Raw genomic sequence first — 25,901 nt, 5'->3', positions numbered from 1 at the left:
TAAGGACTAATAAAACAGGAGCTCACCCGGAAAGATCCAGGTGAGCAACAAGGAACTACTTGTATTCGTTGAACTGCTTCACGACGACCTGCAGCGCTTCACGCCACAGATCTTCCGGAATAGCCAGGGAAGGTAGGAAACGGATGACGTTGTGGTCGAGGCCGCAGGTCAGCAGCAGGACGCCTTCGGCCTTGGCGGCGTCGGCAATCTTGTGCACCAGCTCGGAGTCCGGCTCACCCTCAGCGGTGACGAATTCGAGGGCGAGCATCGCGCCGCGGCCGCGGAATTCGGCCACGCGCTCATCGCCCAGGATGGGCTCCAGCTCCTCACGGGCAACCTTCTCTAGGTTCTGAGCACGCGCGCCGAAGTCCTTCTCTTCGAATTCCTTGAAGGTTGCCAGCGCAGCAGCACAGGCCACCGGGTTGCCGGTGTAGGTGCCGCCCAGGCCACCTGGCTGCGGGGCATCCATAATTTCTGCACGGCCAGTTACCGCAGACAGCGGCATGCCGGAAGCAATGCCCTTCGCAATGGTCACCATGTCCGGCACGATTCCCTCATGGTCAGAGGCGAACCACGTACCGGTGCGCATCATGCCTGCCTGGATCTCGTCGACGATGAAGACCACATCGTTCTCGTTGCACCATTTCTGGATTGCTGCGAGGTAGCCCTCGGCTGGGACGACGAAGCCGCCCTCGCCCTGAATCGGCTCAGCAACAACGCAGGCTAGGTTGGCTGCACCAACTTCCTGCTCAATCATGGTGATGGTCTTCTGGGCTGCCTCGGCGCCGCTCAGGCCGTCACGCAGTGGGTAGGACATCGGCGCGCGGTAGATCTCCGGGGCGAAGGGGCCGAAGCCATTCTTGTAGGGCGACTGCTTGGCCGTCATCGCCATGGTCAAGTTGGTGCGGCCGTGGAAGGCACGGTCCATGACCACGACACCGCGCTTGCCGGTGTAGTTACGGGCAATCTTCACTGCGTTCTCCACGGCCTCTGCACCGGAGTTGAACAGCGCGGTCTTCTTCGGGTGATCACCCGGGGTGACCTCGTTGAGCTTTTCCGCCACGGCGACGTAGGACTCGTACGGGGAAATGGTGAAGGAGGTGTGGGTGAAGTGTGCAACAGCATCCTGCACCGCGGCCACGACGGCCGGGTTCGAGGCACCAGCGGAGGTCACGGCGATGCCGGAGGCAAGGTCGATGAAGCGGTTGCCGTCGGCGTCGGCGAGAATGCCGCCATCGGCATCCACCACGTAGCCCGGAAGCGAGGGCGCCATGCCCGCGGGGAGGGCGTTCTTGCGACGCTCATCCAAGGCGGCGCTCTTCGGGCCCGGGACCTGCTGGCCCAGGTGACGGGACTGCTCAATGTGGTACTGAAGTTCCTGCATGGTCTTCCTTTTGTGTTCGGATGAATAGGATGCCACTTAGTGTGGCCCCTACCACCCTGGAACCACTATGGACAGGGTGTATAAATTTTCTATCCATAGCTGTGTACCCTGTCTACCATGCGTGAGATAACCTTTCGCTGGCTGCTCAACCAGCGCTCGTTGAACCTGCGAAACATCGTCACCGATAGCGCTACGTTCAACACTATCCACGCCTCCGAGCTCGCGGACCCCAGCGAGTTCACCTCCCCCGGCGCGCTCATGCTCACCCTGGGGCTTGCTTTTCAGGAAGAACCGGAGGGGTTTGAGCGCTATGGCGCGGCTCTGGCCACGGCCGGCGTGCAGGGCATCGGCTTCGGTACCGGGCTGGCCTTCAGTGAGGTCCCCACAGAACTTATCCGCGCCTGCTCCCAGCACAATCTCACCCTTTTTGAGGTCCCACGCGCCACCCGCTTCGTATCCATCACCACAGCCGTGGCTCAGGAACAGGCCCGCTTGGACAACAACGCGCACTTTGCACTCCACCGCCAGCAGGAACGCCTCAACCAGGCGGCAGCCACGAGCATCGACGCACTCATCGCACAGGCAGGCAAGGAACTCGGCGCCGCGGTAGCAGTAGCCAGTTTCTCCGGAGCGGTGGTCAGCCGCAGCGATCGCGGCCGGATCAGTGCGGCCGACGCCGCGGTGGAAGCCGCGGAGCAGACGGGGCGGGGAACGGGGACGTCGACAAGCACAGGCGCCACCATCACCAGCATCTTCGGATCAGCGGGACGACGCTGGGCCATCGCGGTAACGCGTGCAGAGAAATTCGATTCCTACTCCCGCGCGCTCATCCGACACCTCACCGGCCTGGCCAGCCTGCTCTTAGATCATCCCGACACCACTGCGCACACGATCCTCGGAGCGTTGGCGCTTGATACCCAACTGGCCGGCGTTGACTCCCCCGCCCTGCAGGCGGCTTTTCATATGGCCGATAGCCATGATCTCATCGATGTCCTGTTTCTCACGGCAGCTTCCCCCTCCCGCCTCGCGCGGGCTTTGAGCGAGATCGGAAAAGCCGAGCCTCTCAACCTCATCCGCCCGGAACACGATTCGGCCCTTATCGCGCTTCCCCCGGGCACCGCACACCCAGGTTTAAGCGGGAAACACACTCGCTACCTCCGCACATCCATCCTGCAGCGCATCCAATGGCAGGCGTTGACACCGGCGCTCTTGTCCTCTCTCCAGAGCCACGCGCGCAGCCTGCCGCTCGGCGCTGTGGCCACCTTCGATTCGGCTGCCCCTACCTGGCTGTCAGAGCCCGGAGTACCCGAGGCCCTCACTGCCCGGCGCGCGGCGACGGTCAGCCGCCTAGCCGAACACGATGTTCAGCACAATACGGAGTTGCTCGCCACTTTGCGCGCCTTCCTCGTGGGCAACGCCAACCTAGCCACTGCCGCCGCGGAGCTTGGGGTTCACCGGCACACCGTGCGCGCTCGGTTGGATAAAGTGGAGCAACTTTGTGGCGTGGACTTGGCTAACCCCGTCACCCGCGCAGAACTCCTCTTACTCAGTATTGATTCTTAACTGACCATTGAGGACTCAGTTCGGAACGCTGACCCCGAGGATGAGCAGCTCCGCCGCCACGAGAGGATCCTTGAGGTCGACTTCGAGAAGATCCTCCAAGTCCGCGATGCGCTTGCGAACGGTATGCCGATGCGATTGCAGCTCCTCAGCGGTGCGGCTCACGTGCCCACCCGCGCGCAAATAAACCTCCAAGGTTTCCGCCAATTCGGTGCCGTGCTCCGCGTCGTACGCGCGCACCTTGCCCCAGGTTTCTTCGGCGCGATTGTGCACCGCACCCTTGACCCTGGGATCCCTGGTCCAGCTCAGCGTCCGCGATTCTGGTCCCGCCAACATTCCTGGCTGCAGCCCAAAGGCGAAGGATTCCAATTCACGGACAACTCCTACTCCCAGCTCGCCCCATGGCATGGGTTGCCCCACGACGATGCGCTTGCTTCCCCGAATATCACGCAACAAGTCTTGCAAGTTCTTCATCGAACGACTCCCCCTAAAGAGCAGGAGGCTGGAGGAGTTATCCAGCGCGTACTCGAAAAGCAAGCGCCCGTGCTCCTGCAGGCGAGCGTCCAAGGCGTGGAGGAAGCGCTGGTGGGCGCGCTCGCCTTCCGACTTCACTAAGACCGGACGTACCCGACCCTGCGCATCGCCCACCATGTGGAAGATGCGGCGCATGGGATCTTCCGGCTGGTCCATGCCCAACTGAATGGCCATGGCCATGGAGTTGAGTTCGTTTTGGGTGCGCCGCAGCTCCTGCGGGCGCTTCACGGTGAGTTCCGCGAGACCTGCAGCCTGTTTGAGCAGTGCGCGCTCGTTCACACCGAAACTCTCACGCGCCACCGCCAGCAGCCCGAAGGAGCGCGCACCGTGGTCGGCCAAGCGCTGGGCCAAGACGTTCCACCCGCCGACGCGGCGTGCGGCGTAGAAGTTCTGCGCGCGGGTATCGGTAATTACCGGGCCCCACTCCACTGGGGGCAGGCCGGGGTGACTCGACTGCGCGAAGACCCGTCCGTCCTTATCCACGAGGCAGCAGTGCGCTCCCAACAGGCGTCCGGTCTTATCCACGAGGGCATCGAGGCCGGCGATGGCGGCGTCGTTCAGCGCACCCTGCTGCGCAATGAAGAGTTCCAGGCCTTCCTCACGCTGACGCTGAAGCTCGTCGTGGAGACGCGCGAGTACCGAAACGAAGGGAACACGCCGCGCCACCGTGAAGAGCGAAATATCGCATTCCCGGGCGGCCTCCACCATGGAGGGCGGAACCTCGGCAAAGGCAATCCCAACGCCGAAGCCCACCCCCGTTACCCCGCCTTCGGCCACCCTGTGGATGTACTCCGCCAGCTCTTCCGGCTTCCCTTCAAAGGCCATGCCGGTAAGCAGGATAACCACCTCAGACCCCACAAACTCGCGGGGATCGCGCAGCTCACACGGGTGTATTACGGAAAAAGGGCGCCCACAATCGTGCAGAATTTCTATCCCCAAATCAGGCTGATTAGCCAACCATCTCAGGGAAACGCTCCCCTCTTCCAGCCCGACCGCTACCCCCGTATCCATTGTGGACAAATTCTCACCATTCTTTCACCAGATTGTCTATGGCCCTTCTGAAGTTTAGCCATAAGAATGACCCACGTCATAAAAAAATTCCGAGTATTAAGGAGCAGACAGCATGCAGGATCTCAAGCACCGCCTCCCCCAGGAGCGGAATGTCTCCACCGCAATCCCTGGCCCTCGCAGCCAGGAGCTGAATGCCGCCCGTGAAGCAGACGTCGCTGCTGGCGTCATCCCGGGCTACCCCTCCTACATCACCGACGGTGATGGTGGCGTGCTTGTCGACGTCGACGGCAACACCATCGTCGACTTCGCATCCGGCATCGCCGTGACCTCCGTCGGCGCCTCCAACCAGCGCGTTGCCAAGGCCGTGGCCGAGGCCGCCAGCCACCTCACCCACACCTGCTTCCTCAATGCTCCGTACCAGGGCTTCGTTGATGTCTGCAAGAAGCTCAATGAGCTGACCCCGGGCACCCACGAGAAGAAGACCTGCCTCTTCTCCACCGGTGCTGAGGCAGTGGAGAACGCCATCAAGATCGCTCGCCGCTACACCGGCAAGAACCGCGTTGTGGTCTTCGACGGCGCCTTCCACGGCCGCACCAACCTCACCATGACCATGACCGCCAAGAACAAGCCCTACAAGCAAGGCTTTGGCACCCTGGCCGCTGATATCTACCGCGCGCCGATGTCCTACCCGCTGCGCGACGGCCTCGACGGCAAGCAGGCTGCAGCGCGCACCCTGCGCTACATCGAGCAGTACGTCGGCACCGAAGAACTGGCTGCCGTCATCATCGAGCCGGTGCAGGGCGAGGGTGGCTTCGTCGAGCCTGCCAAGGGCTTCCTCCCGGCACTGCAGGAATGGTGCACCGACAACGGCGTTGTCTTCATCGCCGATGAAATTCAGGCCGGTATCTGCCGCACTGGATCCTGGTTCGCCTGCGACGATGAGGGCATCATCCCGGACCTCATCACCACCGCCAAGGGCGTGGGCGGCGGCATGCCGCTGTCCGCTGTGACCGGCCGCGCCGAGATCATGGATGCCCCGGACCCGGGCTCCCTGGGTGGCACCTACGCCGGTAACCCGGTGGCCTGTGCTGCTTCCCTGGCAGCTTTCGAGGAGATGGAGGAGCTGGATCTGGCTTCCCGCGCCCGCGAGATCGAGGCCATCACCCGCGAGGAGCTGGAGCCGCTGCTCGAGCTCACCACCGTCGCCGAGGTCCGCGGCCGCGGCGCCATGATCGCCATCGAGCTGGTAGACGACAACAACCAGCCGAACGCTGACCTCACCGCCAAGGTAGCCAAGACCTGCCGCGAGCAGGGCGTGCTCATCCTCACCTGCGGCCTCGACGGCAACGTCATCCGCCTCCTGCCCCCGCTGGTCATCAATGAGTCCACCCTGCGCGACGGCCTCCAGGTCCTGGCCGAAGCCATCCGCGCAAACTAATCCACACCACCACCGTCTAAAAGGAGACACACCACTATGAAGATCTACGATTGCATCATCCTCGGCACCGGCTACGGCGGACTGGGCATGGGCGCCCAGCTGGTCCGCGACGAGCAGAAAGACTTCCTCATCCTCGAGGCTGCCGATGAGGTCGGCGGCGTGTGGCGCGACAACACCTACCCGGGTGCTGCCTGCGATACCCAGGCTCTGATCTACTGCTACTCCTACTTCCTCAACCTTGGCGTCTCCCGCATGTTCGCCGGTCAGGACGAAATGCAGGGCTACCTCAAGGCTCTTGCTGAGGAGTTCAACCTCTACGACCACATCAAGTTCAACCACCGCATCACCAACGCCGAGTGGAAGGAAGACCTCAAGGCCTGGGAGATCGAGGCCAACGGTGAGACCTACTACGGCCGCGTCTTCGTCGGTGCGTGGGGCCAGCTCTCCAAGCCGAAGGTTCCGAACTTCCCGAACCGCGAGGCATTCCAGGGCGTGCAGTTCCACTCCGCCGAGTGGAACCACGACGTTGACCTGGCCGGCAAGAAGGTCGCCGTCATCGGCAACGCTGCTTCTGCAGTTCAGCTGGTCCCGGAGGTAGCAAAGGTGGCGGAGAAGCTCTCCGTGTTCCAGCGCTCCGCTAACTACATCCTGCCGCGCAACCAGGTCATCTTCACCGATGAGGAACTTAAGGAGTTCCAGGAGAACCCGGATTCCTACCGCGCTATCCGCCAGGAGATCCACGAGGTCCGCGAGGAGGGCTTCGACCGCACCCGCAAGGGCACCGATTCCGCTGCTGAGGGTGTCGAGCAGGCCATGGAGCACCTGCGCTCCCAGGTCAACGACCCGGAGCTGGTGGAGAAGCTCACCCCGACCTTCGCCTTCGGCTGCAAGCGTATTCTGCGCTCCGATGACTTCTACCCCACCTTCAACCGTGACAACGTAGAGCTCATCACCGCTGGCATCGAGAAGTTCACCGAGACCGGCATCCGCACCGATGACGGAGCAGAGCACGACTTTGACGTGGTCATCTACGCCACCGGCTTCCACTCCCAGGAGTTCCAGGGTGATTTGCCGATTGCTGGCCGCGATGGCGTCGACCTGCGCGAGCGCTGGGGTAACTCCCCGGAGGCTTACCTGGGCATGACCGTGGACGGCTTCCCGAACTTCTTCATGCTCTATGGCCCGAACACCAACCTCAACCACCACTCCGTGGTGGCCATGCTCGAGGCACAGGATCGCTACATCTCCCAGGCCGTTGCTTACCTGCGCGAGAACCCGGAGGCAGCCCTCGACGTGAAGAAGAACGTCATCGACGAGTTCAACACCAAGATCCAGAAGGAGCTCGAGGCATCTGCGTTCTCCGCTGACTGCTCCTCCTGGTACAAGAACGAAGAAGGCCGCGTCATCAACAACTGGTCCGGCAACGTCGCTGAGTACTACGAGCTGACCGACAAGCTCGAGCTCAACGACTACGAGCTGGTCTAGGAGGTAGTTCACAATGCACACTCTGCACGACGATTTTTCCGGGCGTCCCGTCGCTGAGGATGCGTGGAAGGCGCTGAAACCTTTCCGCGATGGTGGGGCGAAGTCCTTCCATAACTTCCCCATCCCGCAGGTGCGTGAGAACTACGTAGCCTCGGCCCACGCCAACCCGCTCCACGAGGAGAAGGAACCCGCGACCACGGATTTCCAGGTTGACCAGTTCCAAGTTCGCCTCTACGACCCCCGCCCGGAGGCGGAGCGCGGCCAGGAGACCCCAGCGGTGCTCTACATGCACGGCGGCGGCTGGCTCATGGGCAACCTGGAGACCCACCACTCCTCGGTACGCCGTATCGCGGTGCTGACCGGTCTCCCGGTCGTTGCGGTGGACTATCGCCTTGCCCCGGAGCACACCTACCCGGCGGCTATCGACGATTGCCGCGCTGCCTACCGCTGGTTGTCCAACCCTGAGGCCGAGCACGGCCTGACCGTGACCTCCATCGCGGTAGCGGGTGACTCGGCCGGCGGCCAGCTCGCCGCCACCCTGGCGAACGAGTTTGTGAGCGAAGAAGACGTCGCCAAGCTCAGCTCCCAAATCCTGCTCTACCCCATCACGGATTGCTCCCGCGAGCGAACCGAGAACGGTGCCTCCTACAAGCGCTTGGAGGAGGGCTTCCCGCTGGCATCGGACACCATGCGCTGGTTCATCGATACCTTCGTCACGGAGGAGGCACAGCGCACGGCAACGGATCTCTCCCCGCTGTTGCTAGAAGAGCTACCGGAGGGCCTGCCCCCGTCACTCGTGATCACGGTGGATAACGATCCGCTCGCGGACGAGGGCATCGAGTACGCCGGCAAGCTGGCGAAGGCGGGCGTCGACGTCACGCACAAGCACCTTCTGGGCTACCACCACGGGCTGTTCACCTCCGCCGGTGTCATTGACCGCGGCGAGGAAGAGCTCGCAGTCGTCGCCGAGTTCATCAAGGCGGCAGCGAACTAGAAGCTTCCGCTCCATCACGCACGGGGCAGGCACCTTCAAAGGCAGCCTGCCCCGTTTGCATAAGTAGCTATTTCTGTCCACCTAAAGTTAGGTTCACCATGCTTAAACGCTCATTCGGCATCGCGATGGCCTTCATCGGCGTACTCGCGGGTGCCTCCTTCGCTTCCGGCCGCGAGGCCCTTCAATACTTCGTTGCCTTCGGCAACATGGGCATCGTCGGTGCCATCGTTGCTGCACTGGCCATGACCATCTCCGGTATCACTATTCTCCAACTAGGTTCTTATCACCGTGCCAAGGAGCACACCTCCGTCTTCAACGCGGTGTCCACCCCCATTGTGTCGAAGGTCCTCGACTTCGCCACGCTGACCTGTCTCTTTTGCATCGGCTTCGCCATGTTCGCCGGTGCCGGCGCCAACCTTAACCAGCAGTGGGGCTGGCCAGTATGGATCGGCGCGGTCCTCATGCTCGTGCTCACCCTGCTAACTGGCCTGCTTGACGTGGACAAGGTAACCATCGCCATCGGCGCTATCACCCCGTTCATCATCGTCCTGCTCACCATCGGCACGGTCTATACCGTGCTCACGTCCAACCCCGATTGGTCGCACCTCAACGAGCAGGCACAGCAGCTGCCGACGACGCTGCCGAACTGGTGGGTCTCCTCTATCAATAACCTGGGTCTTAACGTCATCGTCGTGGTCTCCATGATGATCGTTATTGGCGGTAACTTCCTCGATGCTAAGGAAGTGGGCTACGGCGGCATCCTCGGCGGCCTGTGCTTCCTGTTCCTGCTGGCGGTCCTCGTCGGTGGCCTCTACGTCTCCGTGGGCCCGATCACCGAGGCTGAGATGCCAACGCTGGCCATGATTGAGCAGATTCACCCGTGGCTTGGTGTCGCCATGTCCGTTGCTATTTACGGCATGATTTATAACACCTCCATCGGCATGTTCTATGCCTTTGCCAAGCGCCTCACCCGCGGCAAGCCGCAGCACTTCTACAAGGTCTATGTCATCTCCGTGCTCATCGGCTTCGTGCTCTCCTTCATCGGCTTCTCCAACCTCATCGGCTGGGTTTACCCGATTCTGGGCTACATGGGCATCGCCATCATGTTCATCATCGGCTTCGCCTGGCTGAAGAACCGCGGGGAACTGCAGTCCGAGGCAGACCTGCGCCGCCGCGCACGCGAGCTCCTCAAGAAGCGCTTTGAGAATGACAACCACCTCTCCGATGAGGAGATGCGTGAACTCGTGGCCATTGCTCGCAACTCCTCCATCCCGGAGTCTGACTTCATCAAGGAAATCATGACGGAAGTTGATTCCGCGGATCTCCCGGAGGACATGCAGATTGGCGATGGCAAGCTCCACGCGCTCATCACCGGCAAGCCCATCCCACGCAGCAAGAAGAAGGTGTAGTTCTCTCCCCTCCCCCTCTCACTCTCTGCCCTCACACCTTCTCCGTGCCCCCGCATCCAGCCGCCTAGCGCTGCATACGGGGGCGCAGCGCTTTCCACAGCGCCCACAGGACCAGGTCCGCATCGGAGAAGCGAATACGTTCCGCCAGTGCCTCCAACCGGTGCCGGACCGTATTGGCATGTACACCCACGACCTTGGCCGCACGGGCGACAGAAAACCCTTCGGCCTCATAAGCGTGGAAGATTTCTTCCCCATCTTTAATGGAGCCGATGGCGCGGTCGAGCTGCCCCACTGCATCTTCGAGGCCGCGCTGCCCCAGGTAGGCCGCTGCCTTCTCAATGGCACTGCACTGAGAAAACTCCATGCTCTGCAGGTGCAAGGAATGTTTCCGCTCCACCACCACAGCGGCAAGCAATGCCTGCAGCCACGCCTGCGGGCCTTCCTCGACGGTATCGAAGCCGTCGGAAAGCCCCACTGAGCCGAAGAGCACATCCGCAATCTTGGTCTCCGTACCCGATTGCGTCGTCAGCACGCAGGTACGGCCAGCCACATATCCCAGCACCAGTGGCACGCCCGCATCTTGGGCCACGGCGAAAGCTTTGTCGCGCACATCACTGCGATAGGAATCCTTGATGGAATCGGAAACGATGAGGCGCATTTTCGCGTGTTCCGAAAAGCCCCGCCTGCGCAACGTGGTGGCCACTTCTTCCCTATTCGAATTCTCATCGCACAACGCCACCATCAACGCGCTCGATTCGGCAACGTGGTTGCGCAGGATGTTTCTCTGCGCCATGAGGGAAGCGGTGAGCAGTTCCTCCAGCGCTGCGAAAGCGGGGTCATCGAAGTCTGCATCCTGACTGGTCTGCCGCCCCCGGATCAGCCAGTAGCCATGGTCGAAGGAGGGGCTCTCACCAGCAATGTCAAGCCACCGAGCAAAGACCTTCCAACGCCCCACGTGCATGCTCGTGGTGCTGTGGTTGACCACCACCGACAGGGAACGTGCAATACTCCGCGCAGGCAGTTCGCCGGCGGCGGCAATAACCCGACCATCAACGGTCAACAACAACAAGGAATCTCCACTAAACCTGGCAAATCGCGCGAGGATCTCGGACTCCGGCGCCGGGTTAACCAACCCGGGGCTTAATTGCCCGATGGTGCTGAGCTTGCGCCAGGATGCCAGGTTGGGTTGGCGCCGCAAAAGCTCATCCACCGCGCGCCGGATATCTTGGCGCGTGATCCCATCGGTGCCGTACAGGAGGGCGCCGGTTCCCTCTACCGAGTCCAGGACTTCCTGCTCATCGAACTCGGAGTCGAGGAAGATGACCCCGGCGGCGTCGACCAGCCGGCGCTGGATGGCGCGTGGGCTTCCCTCCGGCTGGGGAAGGACTAGCCAGCCCGCCACGTCCCCATCGCCCTCGGCGCACAGCCCCACAAAATTCTCATCCTCGAGCGTCTTGCTCAAGCGGCGCAGCCGCGGCTCCATCACGACGAGATCGGCGATCCGCAGCACCGGATCATCTTGTGACGCCACTTAATCCTCCAAAAAATAGTGTCCTATCTTACTTTTAATCAGGTAATTCTAGCGCCCTGCAACCTGGCTTTTTGGAGTTTCCTCCACCGTTTTCCATCTTGATTCACTGTTTCTCCATTGCTCCCCTCCTCATGCCATATCAAGATTCCTCTCAACCGAATTCACCATCTTTTGAAAGAGAGGTCCACACCATGACGGAGACCAAGCCTTTTCGCGTATCCGTTGACGTCGGCGGAACGTTCACCGACGTCGCGATTGTTAACACCGAGACCCACGAGTTGTCGGTAGCCAAGGTTCCCTCCACCCCGGATGACCCGATGAAGGCGGTGATGAACGGCCTCAAGTCGGCCGACGTCCAGCTCAACCAGGTCGAGGTGTTCTCCCACGGCACCACAGTGGCCACGAATGCGTTGATCCAGCGCCGCTTCCCGCCGGCAGCGCTCATCACCACGAAGGGCTTCCGCGATGTGTTGGAGATCCGTGACGGCACCAAGGATGAGCTCTGGGATGCCTACCACGACGTTCCGGAGCCCTATATCCGCCGCCGCGACCGCTACGAGGTCGAAGAGCGCATCGACTTCGACGGCGCAGAGGTCACCCCGCTCGATGAGGCAGAGGCACGCCGCATCGCCGGCATCCTGCGCCGCAAGAAGATTGAGACCGTGGCGATCTGCTTCATCAACTCCCACGCCAACGCCTCCCACGAGGAACGCATGGCCGAGATCCTGCGCGAGGAGCTTCCCGACGCCGCTATCTCCACCTCCTCCGAAATCCTCCCAGAGATCTTCGAGCACGACCGCTTCTCCACGACCGTCGCCAATGCGGTCCTAGCCCCGCTCGTCTCCGGCTACGTCAACCGCCTATCCCGCCAGCTGGAGGAAGGCGGCTACGACGGTGACCTGCTACTCCTCCACTCCGGCGGCGGTTCCATGACCCCGGAGATGGTCTCCCGCTACCCGGTCCGCCTGGCCGCCTCCGGTATCGCCGCCGGCGCCATCGCGGTGCAGGACATCGCTACGCGCTGCGGCTACTCCAACGCCATCGGCCTGGAGATGGGTGGTACCTCCACCGACATCGCCTTGGTCTACGAAGGTGATATTCGCATTACCAAGCAGTGGCAGGTCGAGTACGGCTTCCCCATCTGCTTCCCGTCCATTGAGGTGGGCACCATCGGTGCCGGTGGCGGTTCGGAGGCCTGGATCGATGAGGCAGGATCCCTGCGCAATGGTCCGCAGTCGGCCGGTGCGGATCCGGGGCCGGTCTGTTACGAGCGCGGCGGCACCGAAGCCACGAATACCGATGCCAATGTCACCCTCGGCCGCCTCGGCACTGAGCTCATCGGCGGCGCGCTGAAGCTCAACCCGGATGCCGCGCGTGAGGCCGTCAACAAGACCGTCGCCGATCCTCTGGGCCTCGATACCGAGACCGCCGCGGAAAACATCGTCCAGGTGGCCAACGCCAACATGGCCGACGCCGTTCGTCTGCTGTCCATCCGCCGCGGCTACGACCCGCGTGACTTCGTCCTCGTCGTCGGCGGCGGCGCCGGCGCACTGCACGGTGCCGAGGTGGCCCGCGACCTCTCCATCCCCACCGTCGTCGTCCCGCCGCACCCGGGCGTTACCTCCGCACAGGGCTGCCTGCTCGTGGATATCCGCCACGACATCACCAAGATGTACCAAGCCCCTGTGGATGAGGTGGACACCGCAGACCTGCGCAAGGAATTCCAGGCACTCATTTCCGAAGCCCGCGAGCGCCTCCACAAGGAGCACGTGCCAGAGGAGCGCATGAAGTTCAAGCTGACTGCCTCCATGCGCTACCGCGGCCAGTGGCGCTCCCTCACCGTGGAAATCCCCGAGTCCGATAACCCGCTCGATGATGCCGTCGCCATGTTCCACGACGAGCACGAGCGCGAGTACTCCTTCGCTGACCGCGAAGGTGCCGTGGAGTTCTACCAGATTGGCCTCATCGCTATCGGTGAGCTGGAGAACCCGCCCTTCAAGCACTATGACGTCGAAGAGCACGAGGCAGAGCTCCCGGAGACCACCCGCCCTGTGTACTTCTCCGCGCACGGCGGCTGGGCCGATGTCCCGATTTACCACCGCCCGGATCTGAAGGCCGGCGCAAAGCTCAACGGCCCCGCCATCATCGATCAATTCGACGCCACCACCGTCATTCCGCCTGGTGACCGCGCAGAAATTGATGAGTGGTCCAACATCCGCATCCACATCGGCAAGGCGACCAACGCCTAAGACGCTCGCCTAAGACTCTCCTTTGAAAGGAATCGACATGACTACTACTCAGACACAGCCACAGAAGCCGTCGCCGTCTTCTTCCAGCCGCCGTACGCTCGACCCGGTTACCTTCGAGGTGCTCAAGAACGCCTTTGCCACCTCGGTCAACCTCATGTCCGAGCAGATTCTTCGCACCTGCTATTCCTTCGTTATTTATTCGCGCGACTTCTCCTCCGCGCTCTGCGACGCCGAGGGCAACACCGTCATGCAGGGTGACCAGGACATCGCCGTCCACGTCGGCACGCTGCACTTCCAGTGCCAGGCCGTGCTCGAGGAATTCGGCGATGACATCCACGAAGGCGATGTTTTCGCCATCAATGACCCCTACCAGGGCGGCACGCACATGAATGACGTGTCCTTCCTGCGCCCCATCTTCTACGAGGGCACCCTGCTGGCCTTCGCGCAGAACAAGGGCCACTGGGCTGATGCCGGCGGCTCCGTCCCGGGCTCCTTCGATGTGTCCGCCACTAACTACTACACCGAGGGCCTGCGCATCACTCCGGTGCGCGTGTGGTCCAAGGGCGTGTTCCTCAAGGACGTGGCCAAGCTCCTAGCGGGCAACACCCGTAGCCCAGAGATCGTCATGGGTGACCTCAAGGCCCAGGCCGAAGCCACCGCGGTCTGTGAGCGTGAGATCCACCGTCTCGTGGACAAGTACTCGGTCGACATCGTGCGGACCGCGCTGCGTGAGGTCCAGGACTACGTGGAAGACATCGTCAGCGCCCGCGTCGCCGACTTGGAGGACGGCGAGTGGTCCACCACCGACTACATCGACCTCGACCCGGCCAAGGAAGAAGGCCTGGTTCCCATCAAGGTGACGATGCGCATCAAGGGCGGGCGCCTCTCTTACTCACTGGATGGTTCCGCACCGGCGGTCGCCAGCTTCCTCAACGCCGGCTATGGCTCCGCGTTCTCTGGAATCGTCGCCGGTACGAAGACCTTCTTCCCCGATGTACCGCTCAACTCCGGTCTTTACCGCGCCATGGACATCGACCTCGGCCCAGAGGGAACCGTGGTCAATGCCGGAATGCCGCACGCGGTGACCGGCTTCTGTTCCGGCCCCTTCGAGAAGATCATGAACGCCGTCTTCGAGCTGTGGTCCCAGCTCATGCAGGAGCGCGCCATGGCTTGCGCCTTCAACCTGGAGTACCTGCTCATCGGCGGTTGGGATACGCGTGATGCGAAGAAACCGCAGGATAAGGGCGAGTTCTTCATGTGGTACGACTGGATGGCCGGCGGCTGGGGCGGTCGCGTCGACCGCGATGGTTCTTCTGCTACCGCACCGGTCTTCGGTCCGGGCCTGGCGGTCCAGCCGGTGGAAGGCCAGGAGCGCCTCTCCCCTGTGATCACCAGCCACCACGCGCTGGTCACCGACTCGGCCGGCCCCGGCAAGTTCCGCGGCGGCGTCGGCGTATCCAAGGGCGGCGTGCTCACGGACGCGAACCAGACCGTGATGAGCTACTGCTGTGACCGCTCCCGTTCGGTCACCTGGGGCATTGAGGGTGGTCTGCCGTCTATCCCGCAGGGCGTGTGGCTCAACCGCGGCACCCCGGATGAGAAGTACCTCGGAGCGCTCTTCTCCAACGTGCCAGTCGGCCCGGGCGATACCTTCGAACGCCCCTCTGCCGGTGGTGGCGGATTCGGCGATGCCCTGGAGCGTGACCCGCAGGCCGTGTTGGAGGACGTCATCGACGGTTACGTGTCCGTGGGCCGTGCTGCCAAAGACTACGGCGTTGTCATCCACGCCATCGACCCCGAGATCGATGAGTACGAGCTCGATGAGGAGGAAACCACGAAGCTACGTGAGGAACTTCGCTCCTCCCGCCTGGACAAGCTGGCGGAGGACCCGGAATCCGTGGCAGAGCGCTACAACGCGGGCGAGCTGGACCAGCTCGACCTGGTCCGCCACTACGGCGTCATCCTGGACTGGGCCACCGGTGAGCTCCTGCCCACCACCACTCAGCAGTACCGTGAGCAGATGACCAAGCGTTCCTCTTCCCACTGGAAGTAGGTGGCGCCCCGCCCAGCCTCCTAAACTAGGGAGCATGTCTCTCCTCGGCCCCGTACTCTCCCATCTCGCCAGCGGCACCCGTGTCCCCGACGAGCTGCGCGAGCAATTGGCGGCCGAGGAGCTTGGCGCGCTTCGGGCCATCGAGGAGACCATGCGCGCCAACCACACATGGCGGGTGATGTCGACCAAACTGCTCGACGTCTCCCACATGCTCAACTCCGGCCGCGAATCCACTGATATCTTCCAGGCCATCGTGCGCCACGCGCGCTCCACCATCGGCACCGACGTGGGCTATCTCAGCCTCAACGATGAGGACACCGGCTTTACCAAGGTGCTGGCCACCAGTGGTGTCGTCACGGAGGAATTCCGCACCATCAACATGCCGATAGGCTCCGGAGTCCTCGGCATCGTGGCCGCCACCAACCGCCCAGCGTGGACCTATGACCATTCCGCAGATCCCAACGTTACGCACGTGGATTACGTGGACCGCGCGGTAGAAGCCGAAGGAATCCGCGGAATCCTCGGCGCCCCGATCCGCACCGCCGGGCGCACCATCGGCGCGCTGCTCGTGGGCGACCGCCACCCCCGCCACTACACGCACGAAGAAATCGCGGCCCTCGAGGTGCTTGGCTCTATTACCTCCGTGGCGCTGGAGAATGCGCAAGTCATCGAGAGCCAAGGCGAATCCGTGGCCGAGTTGACCCGCTCCCAGATTGCGCTCAGCCGCCATGTCGAAGAACTGCAGTGGCTCAATGACGTCAACACGCAGCTGCTCCACGTGCTGATGAATAACGCGAGTTTTGAGGAACTCGAACGCGTGTTGGCTGAAAGCCTCGATGCACCGGTGATGCTGTGGACCACGGAAGGTGCCCCGAACACTTCCCCAACCAGTACCTTCCCCGTGGAGTTCAACGGGCGGGCCTTAGGCACGATTGGCGTGGACAAAGAGCTCAGCGATGCCGAACTGCGCGTCATCAGCCACGCTTCTGCTGCCTTTACTGCGATTGCTCTTTTTGCCGAAGCGCTTGTCGACGCCACCGCGCGCAAAGTCGATGACCTCGTCTACGCCGTGGCTCTGGGTAATGCTGGGCGCGAGGAGATCGCTCGTCTGCGCCACCTAACGGGAATCAGCCTGAATTCTTCGGTACAGCTCTATTTCGTCGGCTTACACTCGGCAAAGAGTTTGCCAACTCGCCCGCAACTAGAGCACCTTCTGCCGGGAAATGCCGCTATCACACACCACGACCAGCACGTGTGCGTGCTGTACCAGCCGGATCGAGCAATTGATAAGGCACTTGCCCCGCTGCTGTCTGAGTTTCCTGACTTGACGGTTTCTGCCATCGGCTTCGACGGGCTGGATTCGGCACGCAGCGCCCACGATTCCGCTATGGCCTACTTGGAGTCAGCTTTAGCGCTCGGCGTACAAGGCCGCTTAGTCACCGAAGATACCTTGGGCACTGTCGGCCTCATCTTGGGCGCGGACCCGCAGGCGTTGAGCGCGCTGTCCACGCGCACGATCGGCCCGTTGGTGCGTTATGACGCGGAGCATTCCACGGAGCTGACCGATACCGCGCACCACTACTTGCTCTCCGGCCACAGCATCCCGCAAACAGCTCGCGCCATGTTTATCCACCCCAATACGGTGCGCCAGCGACTCGACCGGATCGCTGAGCTCATGGGAGATGAGTGGGCCGTGGGCCAGCGCGGGCTCGATGTCTTCGTAGCGCTGCGCGCTCACGCGCTCAGCAGGTAGAGAATTCTCCATCCGAGCATATATTGGGTGTAGTTTTTCCCATGCCGTTCTCGCCCTCCCCGACGTGACGTGGCGTACATTGCGAGGCATTAACCCCATCCGATGTCTGGAGGTATCAATGTCTGACACGATTACCATTCGCGGCGCCGTTCTGGAGCGCTCCGGCGATGAGCGCCCCTACGCCGACTCTCAGCCCATCACCGTGAGCGAGCTCGAGCTCTCCGCTCCCGGCGAGGGCGAGATTCTGGTCAAGATCACCGCCGCTGGCCTCTGCCACTCCGACCTCTCCGTGGTCAACAACAACCGCCCCCGTCCGCTGCCGATGCTGCTAGGCCACGAGTCCGCCGGCATCGTCGAGGAAATCGGCCCGGGTGTTACCAACGTCAAGGTTGGCGACCACGTGGTCATGACCTTCCTCCCGCGCTGCGGCGAGTGTGCCGGCTGCAAGACCGACGGCAAGATGCCGTGTGAGGTTGGCTCCAAGACCAACAACGAGGGCACCCTCATCCGCGGCACCCGCCACCTCACCCGCAACGGTGAGACGGTTCAGCACCACCTCGGTGTCTCCGGCTTCGCCACCCACGCCGTGGTCTCCGAGCTCTCCGTCGTACCGGTGGGCTCCGATGTCCCGGCGGACATCGCCGCTATCCTCGGCTGCGCCATCCTCACCGGTGGCGGCGCCGTCCTCAACGAGATTGATCCGAAGCCGGAGGACAGCATCGCTGTCGTTGGCCTCGGTGGAGTGGGCATGGCCGCGATCATTACCGCCGCTGCACTCGGCGTGAAGGAGATCGTGGGCATCGACATGCAGAAGGACAAGTGCGAAAAGGCCCTCGAAATCGGCGCCACCTCCGCCATGACCCCACAGGAAGCCGAAGAGTCCGGCAAGAAGTTCACCGCCGTCGTGGAGGCTGCCGGCCACCCGAAGGCACTGGAGACCGCTTACAAGGTCACCGCACCGGGCGGCCTGACCGTCACCGTTGGCCTGCCGGCACCGGGCTCCACCATCACCATCGACCCGCTCGTAATGACCGGTGAAGCACGCCGCGTGCACGGCTGCTACCTGGGTTCCTCCGTTCCGTCGAAGGATATCCCGAAGTACGAACAGCTATGGCGTGAGGGCAAGCTCAACGCAGAGGCCCTCATCTCTGATCACATCAAGCTCGAGGACATCAACACCGCCATGGACCGCCTCTCCGACGGTGCAGCCCTGCGCCAGATCATCGAGTTCGACTAAACAGAGCTCGGCTAAACCTCAACAAATCTCTCACCTTTCCTCACCAAGCCCCGCGCTGCTAAGGCGCGGGGCTTCAAACGTTTTCCGACAAGTAACAATCGCTACATAAGAGGTATCTGTTCCAAACTCGCCGCCCGTCAACATGGTTAAATATCCACTTCCAAGGGAAAATTATAGAACTATCCACATATTGTTACCCATGTCACGACAGGGCCGGTTGGTAACTTAGGCCTCACTCTACCGGTGTGTGGAGTATTGCTCGCTGTTATATCCCCTGAGAGAGGCTCACCATGAAAATCCGAGGTGCTGTACTTGAACGTCTGGGAGCACCACGCCCATACGCAGAATCGCAACCACTCACAGTCCAGGAATTGGAACTTGATCCGCCTGGGCCAGGCGAAGTTCTTGTCCGAATTACTGCTGCCGGTGTTTGCCATTCTGATTTATCTGTAGTTAATAACAATCGACCTCGACCAGTCCCGATGTTGTTGGGACACGAATCCGCTGGCGTCGTAGAACAAATAGGTGAAGGCGTAAATGACCTGGAGGTTGGTCAGCAGGTCGTCTTCACCTTCCTTCCGCGATGCGGAAAGTGCAAGCAGTGCCAAACCAACGGCATGATGCCTTGTTCCGTCGGTTCTCAAACTAATGAGGAAGGAACGCTTCTGGGAGGAACCCGACGACTACATCGCGGCGACGAGATTGTTCAGCACCATGTAGGTGTTTCATGCTTCGCAACCCACGCTGTTGCAGCTAGAGAAACGCTAGTGCCCATCGGAAACGACGTTCCCTCAGATATCGCAGCGGTTTTCGGATGCGCAATCTTAACCGGTGGTGGTGCCATCCTAAATGAGCTAAAACCGTCCCCGGATAACACCGTCGCCGTGGTTGGTATCGGTGGCGTTGGAATGGCTGCAGTTATCACTGCTCTCGCCCTCGACGTAAAGAAAGTCGTTGGCATCGACATGCAGGAATCGAAACGTCAAGCCGCCCTCGATCTCGGCGCGCACGAGGCATATTCACCTCAAGAGGCGGAAGACTTGGGCCTCAAATTCGATGGTGTCGTCGAGGCAGCCGGCCACCCGAAGGCACTAGAAACCGCCTTTAAAGTAACAGCACCCGGAGGAACAACAGTCACTGTCGGTCTCCCCGCACCAAACAGCTCGATCACCCTGGATCCACTCACAATTACTGCTGAGGCCCGAAGAGTACACGGAAGCTACCTTGGTTCTTCAGTTCCAAGCGTAGATATTCCCAAATATGAGCAGCTTTGGCGAGACGGGAAACTCAAGGCAGAAGGACTGATTTCCTCCCACATCAAGCTTGATGAAATCAACGAAGCCATGGACTCCCTATCCGATGGCGCTGTGCTTCGACAGATCATCACTTTTGACTAACCCTCACCTCAAGAAATGATTTTGAAATTCAAGAAAGGGCCGTGAGCATGGCTACAACCACCCCTGGAATTGACGAAGGAATTGGCACTCCGACCCCCAGTTGGAAACTTGGCCCCTTCGACGTCCGCATCCCTTTTCTTCACTACCGTTTTGAGTTCGCAGACTTCTCGCAAGGCCTGATTATGTGTGCAGTCGATCTGGCTGCAATTCCTCTTATTACCGAAGCCGTAGGAATGTCTTTCGAGATGGCGATTGCTATCGTCCTCATGAACGGCTTCCTCTACCTCCTACATGCGCTTCTAGGCGATCCCGTTGTTCCCGGTTGGATTACGCCTGCGATTCCTCTACTGCTCGTTTATCTCCACAGCTTTCCGGAGGATGAGCGTGTGTGGGCTCTCGTCGCCTTCCAGCTCCTCTTAGGCTTGTTCTCGATGACGCTAGGAATAACAGGCTGGGCGTCTAAAGTTGTACGTTTTGTTCCCGGGTCGATTAGGGCCGGCGTTATTATGGGTGCCGGACTAGCGGCAGTTATTCAGGTATTCGGCGAGGACGGCAAGTTCCACAGCTTCCCAATCACCATTTCAATACTTCTAGCCGTGGCCTTCTTCATTATGTATTCGAGGGCGTTCGCTATGCTGCGCGCGAAGAGAAAAGGTTGGCGCATAGTAGGTTCTCTTGGCATTATTCCCGCTATCTTTTTGGCCGTTATTGTTGCACCACTTGTTGGCGAGTCTCCCTGGCCCAAGCTTGAATTTGGGTTCTCCAGCCCAGACTTTATTGGCCTATGGCAGAACTACACTGTTTTTGGCCTTGGCTTCCCGCCGTTGAACATGTTCATTACCGCGATTCCTACGGTGCTCGCCGCATATATTGTGGTCTTCGGTGATGTGCTTCAAGCAAAGGCGGTACTCCACGAGGCAGACCACGTCAGAACCGATGAGGCTGTCGTTTATGATCCCAACCGCGCCCACATGCTTTTCGGAGCCCGAAACACGATCATGAGTATCATCGGCCCCGATGCTTGTATGTGCGGGCCTCTGTGGGCTGCGATGCACGTCGTGATGGTCGAGCGTTTCAAGCAAGGCCGAAAAGCAATGCAGTCGATTTTCGGAGGCACCTTCTCATTCCGAATTGGGTGCCAAACCGGAATCATGCTTCTCCCAATCGTGACACTCGTACAACCCATTTTGCCAGTGGCACTAGCACTTACCCTTGTCATTCAAGGCTTCGTCAGTGTCCGTGTCGGCATCATGGAAGCAAAGAATCAGCGAGATTTGGGAATAGCAGGCGTTATCGCTGCAATTCTCGCAATTCAGGGAGCAACTTGGGGCTTCGCTGCCGGAATCCTCCTTGTTGCCGTAATTTACGGACGCGACTTCTTCAAGGAACAGCGAGATGGAACGCTACGCCAGTTCGATGAAATCCCCGAAGAAGAGGCCCGAGCACACCACCTTGCCTCCTCTCGCGTAAGCTTCTCCTTCGAAGACAAGGACGGCAGTGAACCAACGTCTACTCCAAATGAAGCATCAACCGAGTCGAAATAGGAGTTCTCGGCCGAGCATTTACGCCATTTCTCCTGTGCGTTGGTGACGGCACGATTCTCTGTCCCCCCTTTAGATGGTCCCTTTACTCTGCTCCCTAGCAGAGTAAAGGGACCATCTGCGCAGCAGCACCAGTGCGGCAGCACCGGTCCGACGCCATACGGTTAGCTAAACGCTGCCTCCCCCGTCAGCACGCGCCCCAGAATCAACGTGTGGATCTCATCGGTGCCCTCGTAGGTGCGCACTGATTCCAGGTTGGCGGCGTGGCGCAGCGGCGAGTAGTCCGCGGTGATACCGTTGCCGCCCAGGATGGTGCGGGCTTGGCGGCAAATGTCGATGGCGGTGCGACAATTAGCCAGCTTGCCCACCGAAATCTGGTAGGGCTCCAGCGTGCCTGCATCCTTGGCGCGGCCCAGGTTCAGTGCCAGCAACTGCCCCTTGTTCAGCTCCACCGCCATGTCCACCAGCTTCTGCTGGGTGAGCTGGAAGGACGCCAGCGAGCGGTCGAATTGCTTGCGCTCCTTGGCATAGGCCAGAGCCGCCTCCAAAGAATCACGAGCAGCGCCCAAAGCGCCAAAGCTGATGCCGAAGCGAGCCTCGTTCAAGCACATAAACGGACCCTTGAGCCCTGGATGCTTGGGCAGCAGTGCATCAGCAGGCAGAGTAACGCTGCCCAATTCAATATCGCACTGAATGGAAGCGCGCATGGACAGCTTGCGGGTAATTGGGGTGGCGTTAAAGCCTGGCGTAGACGTCGGCACGATGAACCCGCGCACGCCCGCTTCCACCCCGGCAGCCGCCGCGTCCTCCTCAGAAACCTTCGCCCAGATGATGGCTACCCCAGCAACGCTCGCCAGACCGATCCAACGCTTCGCACCATCAATGACCCATTCACCAGAGCGGTAGCGCGCCACCGTCGCCATGCCCGCCGGGTCCGAGCCCGCGGTCGGCTCCGTCAGGCCGAAACAACCAATGACCTCGCCGGCGGCCATCTTGGGAAGCCACTGTTGCTTTTGATCCTCCGAGCCGTGCTTATAAATCGCCGACATTGCCAGCGATCCTTGCACCGATACCACCGTGCGGATACCGGAGTCCCCTGCTTCCAGCTCCTGCATGGCTAGTCCGTATTCAACCGCGGAGCGCCCGGCGCAGCCATAGCCTTCCAGATGCATTCCGAACAGACCGGCCTCCGCGAGCACCGGGAAGATCGACTCCGGCAGCACCGCATCCTCGTACCACTGCCCCACATGCGGCCGGATGTGTTCATCCACCAGTGCGGCAACGCGGTCGCGGGTAGCTTTTTCTTTTTCACTCAGCAGAGCATCGATTCCCAGAAGATCTGTCATGGCATTCTCCTCACGATTCGAGCAACGAACCACAATTCGTATGTATAGTAATGTGCATCACTCTACCCGCTTGCCCCAGGAGGAACAATGCGCGCGCCCGCCAACGCCATCCCGATACCCCTCGCCTTGCGGTGGTCCGACCAAGACGCCAACGCCCACGTCAACAACGCCACAGTGGTCACCCTCCTGGAGGAGGCGCGCGTCCGTGCAGCCGCCACTCTCACCGGCCCCGTCGCCACCGATTCCTATGCTCACGTGGTTCGATCCCTCGATGTCCAGTATGACGCCGAGCTCACCTACACCGATTCCATCGAGGCTCGCGTGTGGATTTCTCGCATCGGAAACACCTCCTATCAAGTCGCCCACGAACTCATTCAGGATGGCACCCCGTGCGTGTTTGCCACGGCGACGCTGGTGCTTATCGACGTCTCCGCGCGCCGCCCCATCGCCCTGCCGGACGAACTTATCGAGCGCCTGCGTGCCCATTTTTCCGAATAACCATTCACCGCCGTTTAGTTCAGGAACTCAGTCATCACTCCCCCACGCTTTCCTCACCACGAAGGAGCACAATCCTCATGATTTCCACCCGTGTTACCGAGATGCTCGGCATCGAGCATCCCATCATCCAAGGCGGCATGCAGTGGGTCGGCCGTGCCGAACTCGCCGCAGCCGTATCTAACGCCGGTGGCCTCGGCGTCGTCACCGCGCTCACTCAGCCCACCCCGGAGGATCTGCGCCACGAGATTCGCCGCACCCGCGAGCTCACCGACAAGCCTTTCGGCGTCAACCTCACCATGCTCCCTGCAATTACCCCACCGCCCTATGCGGAGTACCGCGACGTCATCATTGAGGAAGGCGTGAAGATCGCAGAAACCGCCGGTAACAACCCCAAGGACCACATGCCGGCTTTCAAGGATGCTGGCATCACTGTCATCCACAAATGCACCTCCGTGCGGCACGCCCTCAGCGCCCAGAAAGTCGGCGTGGACATCGTGAGCATCGACGGCTTCGAATGTGCCGGGCACCCTGGCGAGGATGATATCCCGGGCCTCGTCCTCATCCCTGCCGCCGCCGATCAACTCGACATTCCCATCGTGGCCTCGGGCGGCTTCGCGGATGGCAGAGGGCTCGCTGCTGCCTTGGCACTGGGCGCCGAAGGCATCAACATGGGCACCCGCTTCGTGGCCTCCACGGAGGCCCCGGTGCACGAGAACGTCAAGCAGGCCATCGTGGAGCGCAGCGAGCTGGATACCCAGCTCATCCTCCGGGAGCTGCGCAATTCCACCCGCGTGGCCAAGAATGCTGTAAGCGATGAAGTGGCCGAGCGCCTCGCCCAGGGCGCGGAGTTCGGCGACATCCGCCACCTCGTTGCAGGCAAGCGCGGCCGCGCGGTCTACGAGACCGGTGACTTGGACGCGGGTGTGTGGACTTGCGGCACCTCGCAGGGCCTTATCCACGATGTCGCGCCGTGCGCTGACATCGTCTCCCGCATTTCCGCCGATGCCCAGCGCATCATTTCCTCCCTCGCCGAACTCCTTAAGGACTAATTCATGACCGACGCCATCCTCACCCGCCGCGAAGGCTCTGCCCTTATCGCCCAGATCAACAACTCCGCGCGGCGCAACGCCATTGCCAAGGAACACTGCGAGGCGCTTTCGGCTGCGCTTAACGACGCCTCCTCGGATCCCTCCATCCGCGCCCTCATCATCACCGGTGATGAGACGGCCTTTTGCGCCGGTGCGGATCTGGTCGCCGCCGCACACTCAGCAGCCGCCGCGCAGGCCACGGGAAAAGCTCCTACCCCTGCCGAGTCCACCATGCTGCCCCAGCTCAATGCGCTCGTCACCGAAATCCAGGCCGCGGATATTCCGGTCATCGCTGCGGTCGAAGGCGCGGCCGCTGGCGCTGGTGCATCGCTGGCCTTCGCCTGCGATCTCATCGTGGCTGCTGAAGAATCCTATTTCACGCTACCCTTTGGCAAGATTGGCCTCATCCCGGACGGCGGCGTAAGCCTTACCGCGCTCGCCTCCGTGGGGCGCCACCGCGCCCTTGCACTGGCACTTCTCCAGGACAAGCTCGGCGTCGCCGAAGCGGAGGCAGCTGGGATCGTCGCCCAACGCGCGCACCAGGGCCACGCCCTCGAGGCCGCGCTGCAGCTAGCGCAGCGCCTGCACATCGCGCCGCGCGATGCCCTCGCAAAAGCCAAAGAGGCCATCAACCGCACGGCGCTGGGCCAGCTAGACGAACAACTTGCCTGGGAAGAGCCGACGCAATATGCGCAAATGGCCTCTGCCGGACACAAGGAAGGCGTCAGGGCCTTTCTAGAAAAGCGCCCCGCGCACTTTGACTAGAAGATTTTTGACTAGCAGAAAACTGCCAGGAAGAGTTCATGGCGGTGCCAGCGTTGGCCTCCATACTCAATGTTGTGCGTTTGAGAGAGCGCATGCGAGAGAGAACCCCTCACCCTCCAGAGGGCGGCCAATGGCTGATAGTTGGAGGGACTTGATAGAGACGCCGTTGGGCCCCTCCCCGAGGAATCGGAGGACGGGGCCCAACGGTGTTTTCACCTAGTCTGGTTCACATGAACTCCTGCTCAAGCGGCTCCAGCGCCCTGGACCTTCACTCCAGTGCCACCGACCGCGCCATGGAACTGCCCGGCGCCACGCTGACGCATCCTTTTGGACCAGACTGGGACGTGTTTAAGGTGCGCGGCAAGGTCTTCCTCCTTCTCACTGCGGTCACTGGCCGCCAGCAGGCCATCCTCAAGGCCGATCCCCTGGATGCAGAAGCGTTGCGTAGCGAGCACTCCTTCATCACGCCCGGCTACCACATGAATAAGAGACATTGGGTGTCGGTGCACCCAGCTCCCCAGCTGACCCCGGAACTTCTGGCCGAACTCGTGACGGACTCGTACCGCCTCGTAGTAGAAAAGCTCCCCCGTTCACAACGCCCCATCGATCCCTCCACCTTTGGATAGAG

The 25,901-nt window shown here is 61.4% G+C and carries 19 protein-coding genes; 15 read left to right on the top strand and 4 right to left on the bottom strand.

Going from position 1 to position 25,901, the window contains the following annotated elements:
- Positions 1-55: 55 nt before the first annotated feature.
- On the bottom strand, positions 56-1,384 hold the full coding sequence (gabT, locus tag HMPREF2996_RS06535) for a 4-aminobutyrate--2-oxoglutarate transaminase (protein WP_070730630.1): 1,329 nt from the start codon (positions 1,382-1,384) through the stop codon (positions 56-58).
- 117 nt (positions 1,385-1,501) lie between these two features.
- Between gabT (HMPREF2996_RS06535) and HMPREF2996_RS06530 the strand changes: the two genes are divergently transcribed.
- Positions 1,502-2,947, top strand: a complete 1,446-nt coding sequence (locus HMPREF2996_RS06530; protein ID WP_070730628.1) for a PucR family transcriptional regulator — start codon at positions 1,502-1,504, stop codon at positions 2,945-2,947.
- A gap of 15 nt (positions 2,948-2,962) precedes the next feature.
- On the opposite strand, the gene HMPREF2996_RS06525 is transcribed toward HMPREF2996_RS06530, so the two are convergent.
- Entirely contained in the window at positions 2,963-4,489 is a 1,527-nt protein-coding gene (locus HMPREF2996_RS06525) for a helix-turn-helix domain-containing protein (RefSeq protein WP_246822996.1), read from the bottom strand.
- A gap of 112 nt (positions 4,490-4,601) precedes the next feature.
- Between HMPREF2996_RS06525 and gabT (HMPREF2996_RS06520) the strand changes: the two genes are divergently transcribed.
- The 4 genes from gabT (HMPREF2996_RS06520) to HMPREF2996_RS06505 all read left to right on the top strand — a co-directional run bounded on the left by gabT (HMPREF2996_RS06520) (position 4,602) and on the right by HMPREF2996_RS06505 (position 9,815).
- Positions 4,602-5,927, top strand: a complete 1,326-nt coding sequence (gabT, locus tag HMPREF2996_RS06520; RefSeq protein WP_070644200.1) for a 4-aminobutyrate--2-oxoglutarate transaminase — start codon at positions 4,602-4,604, stop codon at positions 5,925-5,927.
- A gap of 36 nt (positions 5,928-5,963) precedes the next feature.
- Positions 5,964-7,412, top strand: a complete 1,449-nt coding sequence (locus tag HMPREF2996_RS06515; RefSeq protein WP_070446241.1) for a flavin-containing monooxygenase — start codon at positions 5,964-5,966, stop codon at positions 7,410-7,412.
- A gap of 13 nt (positions 7,413-7,425) precedes the next feature.
- The gene (locus HMPREF2996_RS06510; RefSeq protein ID WP_070719597.1) at positions 7,426-8,406 is read left to right on the top strand and encodes an alpha/beta hydrolase; all 981 of its coding nucleotides are present in this window, start codon (positions 7,426-7,428) and stop codon (positions 8,404-8,406) included.
- Between the two features lie 98 nt (positions 8,407-8,504).
- Positions 8,505-9,815, top strand: a complete 1,311-nt coding sequence (locus tag HMPREF2996_RS06505; RefSeq protein ID WP_070446244.1) for a YkvI family membrane protein — start codon at positions 8,505-8,507, stop codon at positions 9,813-9,815.
- Between the two features lie 64 nt (positions 9,816-9,879).
- On the opposite strand, the gene HMPREF2996_RS06500 is transcribed toward HMPREF2996_RS06505, so the two are convergent.
- Complete coding sequence (locus HMPREF2996_RS06500; RefSeq protein WP_070730626.1) at positions 9,880-11,346, bottom strand: helix-turn-helix domain-containing protein; 1,467 nt, start codon at positions 11,344-11,346, stop codon at positions 9,880-9,882.
- Between the two features lie 191 nt (positions 11,347-11,537).
- Between HMPREF2996_RS06500 and HMPREF2996_RS06495 the strand changes: the two genes are divergently transcribed.
- From HMPREF2996_RS06495 to HMPREF2996_RS06470, 6 genes are all read left to right on the top strand, one after another.
- A complete protein-coding gene (locus HMPREF2996_RS06495; protein WP_010189244.1) occupies positions 11,538-13,595 on the top strand; it encodes a hydantoinase/oxoprolinase family protein in 2,058 nt (685 codons plus the stop codon).
- Between the two features lie 37 nt (positions 13,596-13,632).
- Positions 13,633-15,648 (top strand): hydantoinase B/oxoprolinase family protein, encoded by a 2,016-nt coding sequence (locus HMPREF2996_RS06490; RefSeq protein WP_070644210.1) that lies wholly within the window; start codon positions 13,633-13,635, stop codon positions 15,646-15,648.
- A 34-nt stretch (positions 15,649-15,682) separates the two neighbouring features.
- Positions 15,683-17,401, top strand: a complete 1,719-nt coding sequence (locus HMPREF2996_RS06485) for a helix-turn-helix domain-containing protein (protein ID WP_070730624.1) — start codon at positions 15,683-15,685, stop codon at positions 17,399-17,401.
- A gap of 118 nt (positions 17,402-17,519) precedes the next feature.
- Positions 17,520-18,638 carry an alcohol dehydrogenase catalytic domain-containing protein gene (locus tag HMPREF2996_RS06480; protein ID WP_070446252.1) on the top strand — a complete coding sequence of 373 codons (1,119 nt, stop codon included), beginning with the start codon at positions 17,520-17,522 and terminating at the stop codon, positions 18,636-18,638.
- Positions 18,639-18,928: 290 nt separating this feature from the next.
- Positions 18,929-20,035: an alcohol dehydrogenase catalytic domain-containing protein gene (locus HMPREF2996_RS06475; RefSeq protein ID WP_070730622.1), complete on the top strand. Its 1,107-nt coding sequence runs from the start codon at positions 18,929-18,931 to the stop codon at positions 20,033-20,035.
- Positions 20,036-20,082: 47 nt separating this feature from the next.
- On the top strand, positions 20,083-21,579 hold the full coding sequence (locus HMPREF2996_RS06470; protein ID WP_246822995.1) for a permease family protein: 1,497 nt from the start codon (positions 20,083-20,085) through the stop codon (positions 21,577-21,579).
- 161 nt (positions 21,580-21,740) lie between these two features.
- Here HMPREF2996_RS06470 and HMPREF2996_RS06465 read toward each other — a convergent pair whose 3' ends face one another.
- On the bottom strand, positions 21,741-22,922 hold the full coding sequence (locus tag HMPREF2996_RS06465; RefSeq protein WP_070730620.1) for an acyl-CoA dehydrogenase family protein: 1,182 nt from the start codon (positions 22,920-22,922) through the stop codon (positions 21,741-21,743).
- 87 nt (positions 22,923-23,009) lie between these two features.
- Here HMPREF2996_RS06465 and HMPREF2996_RS06460 point away from each other — a divergent pair, with 87 nt between their 5' ends.
- The 4 genes from HMPREF2996_RS06460 to HMPREF2996_RS06445 all read left to right on the top strand — a co-directional run bounded on the left by HMPREF2996_RS06460 (position 23,010) and on the right by HMPREF2996_RS06445 (position 25,899).
- Positions 23,010-23,420, top strand: coding sequence for an acyl-CoA thioesterase (locus HMPREF2996_RS06460; RefSeq protein ID WP_070730617.1), 411 nt, complete (start codon positions 23,010-23,012; stop codon positions 23,418-23,420).
- 77 nt (positions 23,421-23,497) lie between these two features.
- Positions 23,498-24,469 carry an NAD(P)H-dependent flavin oxidoreductase gene (locus HMPREF2996_RS06455; RefSeq protein ID WP_070730615.1) on the top strand — a complete coding sequence of 324 codons (972 nt, stop codon included), beginning with the start codon at positions 23,498-23,500 and terminating at the stop codon, positions 24,467-24,469.
- 3 nt (positions 24,470-24,472) lie between these two features.
- Complete coding sequence (locus HMPREF2996_RS06450; RefSeq protein ID WP_070730612.1) at positions 24,473-25,273, top strand: enoyl-CoA hydratase/isomerase family protein; 801 nt, start codon at positions 24,473-24,475, stop codon at positions 25,271-25,273.
- A gap of 230 nt (positions 25,274-25,503) precedes the next feature.
- Positions 25,504-25,899, top strand: a complete 396-nt coding sequence (locus HMPREF2996_RS06445; RefSeq protein WP_210398899.1) for an MmcQ/YjbR family DNA-binding protein — start codon at positions 25,504-25,506, stop codon at positions 25,897-25,899.
- Positions 25,900-25,901 lie beyond the last annotated feature (2 nt).

The sequence above is a fragment of the Corynebacterium sp. HMSC066C02 genome (genome assembly GCF_001814945.1).
Taxonomy (GTDB): Bacteria; Actinomycetota; Actinomycetes; order Mycobacteriales; family Mycobacteriaceae; genus Corynebacterium; species Corynebacterium aurimucosum.
This window is presented reverse-complemented; position numbering and strand designations above follow the sequence as displayed.

Bases quoted from the DNA above. Each gene is read 5' to 3' on its own strand.
- gabT (WP_070730630.1), bottom strand. From the start codon at position 1,384: ATGCAGGAACTTCAGTACCACATTGAGCAGTCCCGTCACCTGGGCCAG.
- HMPREF2996_RS06530 (WP_070730628.1), top strand. From the start codon at position 1,502: ATGCGTGAGATAACCTTTCGCTGGCTGCTCAACCAGCGCTCGTTGAAC.
- HMPREF2996_RS06525 (WP_246822996.1), bottom strand. From the start codon at position 4,489: ATGGATACGGGGGTAGCGGTCGGGCTGGAAGAGGGGAGCGTTTCCCTG.
- gabT (WP_070644200.1), top strand. From the start codon at position 4,602: ATGCAGGATCTCAAGCACCGCCTCCCCCAGGAGCGGAATGTCTCCACC.
- HMPREF2996_RS06515 (WP_070446241.1), top strand. From the start codon at position 5,964: ATGAAGATCTACGATTGCATCATCCTCGGCACCGGCTACGGCGGACTG.
- HMPREF2996_RS06510 (WP_070719597.1), top strand. From the start codon at position 7,426: ATGCACACTCTGCACGACGATTTTTCCGGGCGTCCCGTCGCTGAGGAT.
- HMPREF2996_RS06505 (WP_070446244.1), top strand. From the start codon at position 8,505: ATGCTTAAACGCTCATTCGGCATCGCGATGGCCTTCATCGGCGTACTC.
- HMPREF2996_RS06495 (WP_010189244.1), top strand. From the start codon at position 11,538: ATGACGGAGACCAAGCCTTTTCGCGTATCCGTTGACGTCGGCGGAACG.
- HMPREF2996_RS06490 (WP_070644210.1), top strand. From the start codon at position 13,633: ATGACTACTACTCAGACACAGCCACAGAAGCCGTCGCCGTCTTCTTCC.
- HMPREF2996_RS06485 (WP_070730624.1), top strand. From the start codon at position 15,683: ATGTCTCTCCTCGGCCCCGTACTCTCCCATCTCGCCAGCGGCACCCGT.
- HMPREF2996_RS06480 (WP_070446252.1), top strand. From the start codon at position 17,520: ATGTCTGACACGATTACCATTCGCGGCGCCGTTCTGGAGCGCTCCGGC.
- HMPREF2996_RS06475 (WP_070730622.1), top strand. From the start codon at position 18,929: ATGAAAATCCGAGGTGCTGTACTTGAACGTCTGGGAGCACCACGCCCA.
- HMPREF2996_RS06470 (WP_246822995.1), top strand. From the start codon at position 20,083: ATGGCTACAACCACCCCTGGAATTGACGAAGGAATTGGCACTCCGACC.
- HMPREF2996_RS06465 (WP_070730620.1), bottom strand. From the start codon at position 22,922: ATGACAGATCTTCTGGGAATCGATGCTCTGCTGAGTGAAAAAGAAAAA.
- HMPREF2996_RS06460 (WP_070730617.1), top strand. From the start codon at position 23,010: ATGCGCGCGCCCGCCAACGCCATCCCGATACCCCTCGCCTTGCGGTGG.
- HMPREF2996_RS06455 (WP_070730615.1), top strand. From the start codon at position 23,498: ATGATTTCCACCCGTGTTACCGAGATGCTCGGCATCGAGCATCCCATC.
- HMPREF2996_RS06450 (WP_070730612.1), top strand. From the start codon at position 24,473: ATGACCGACGCCATCCTCACCCGCCGCGAAGGCTCTGCCCTTATCGCC.
- HMPREF2996_RS06445 (WP_210398899.1), top strand. From the start codon at position 25,504: ATGAACTCCTGCTCAAGCGGCTCCAGCGCCCTGGACCTTCACTCCAGT.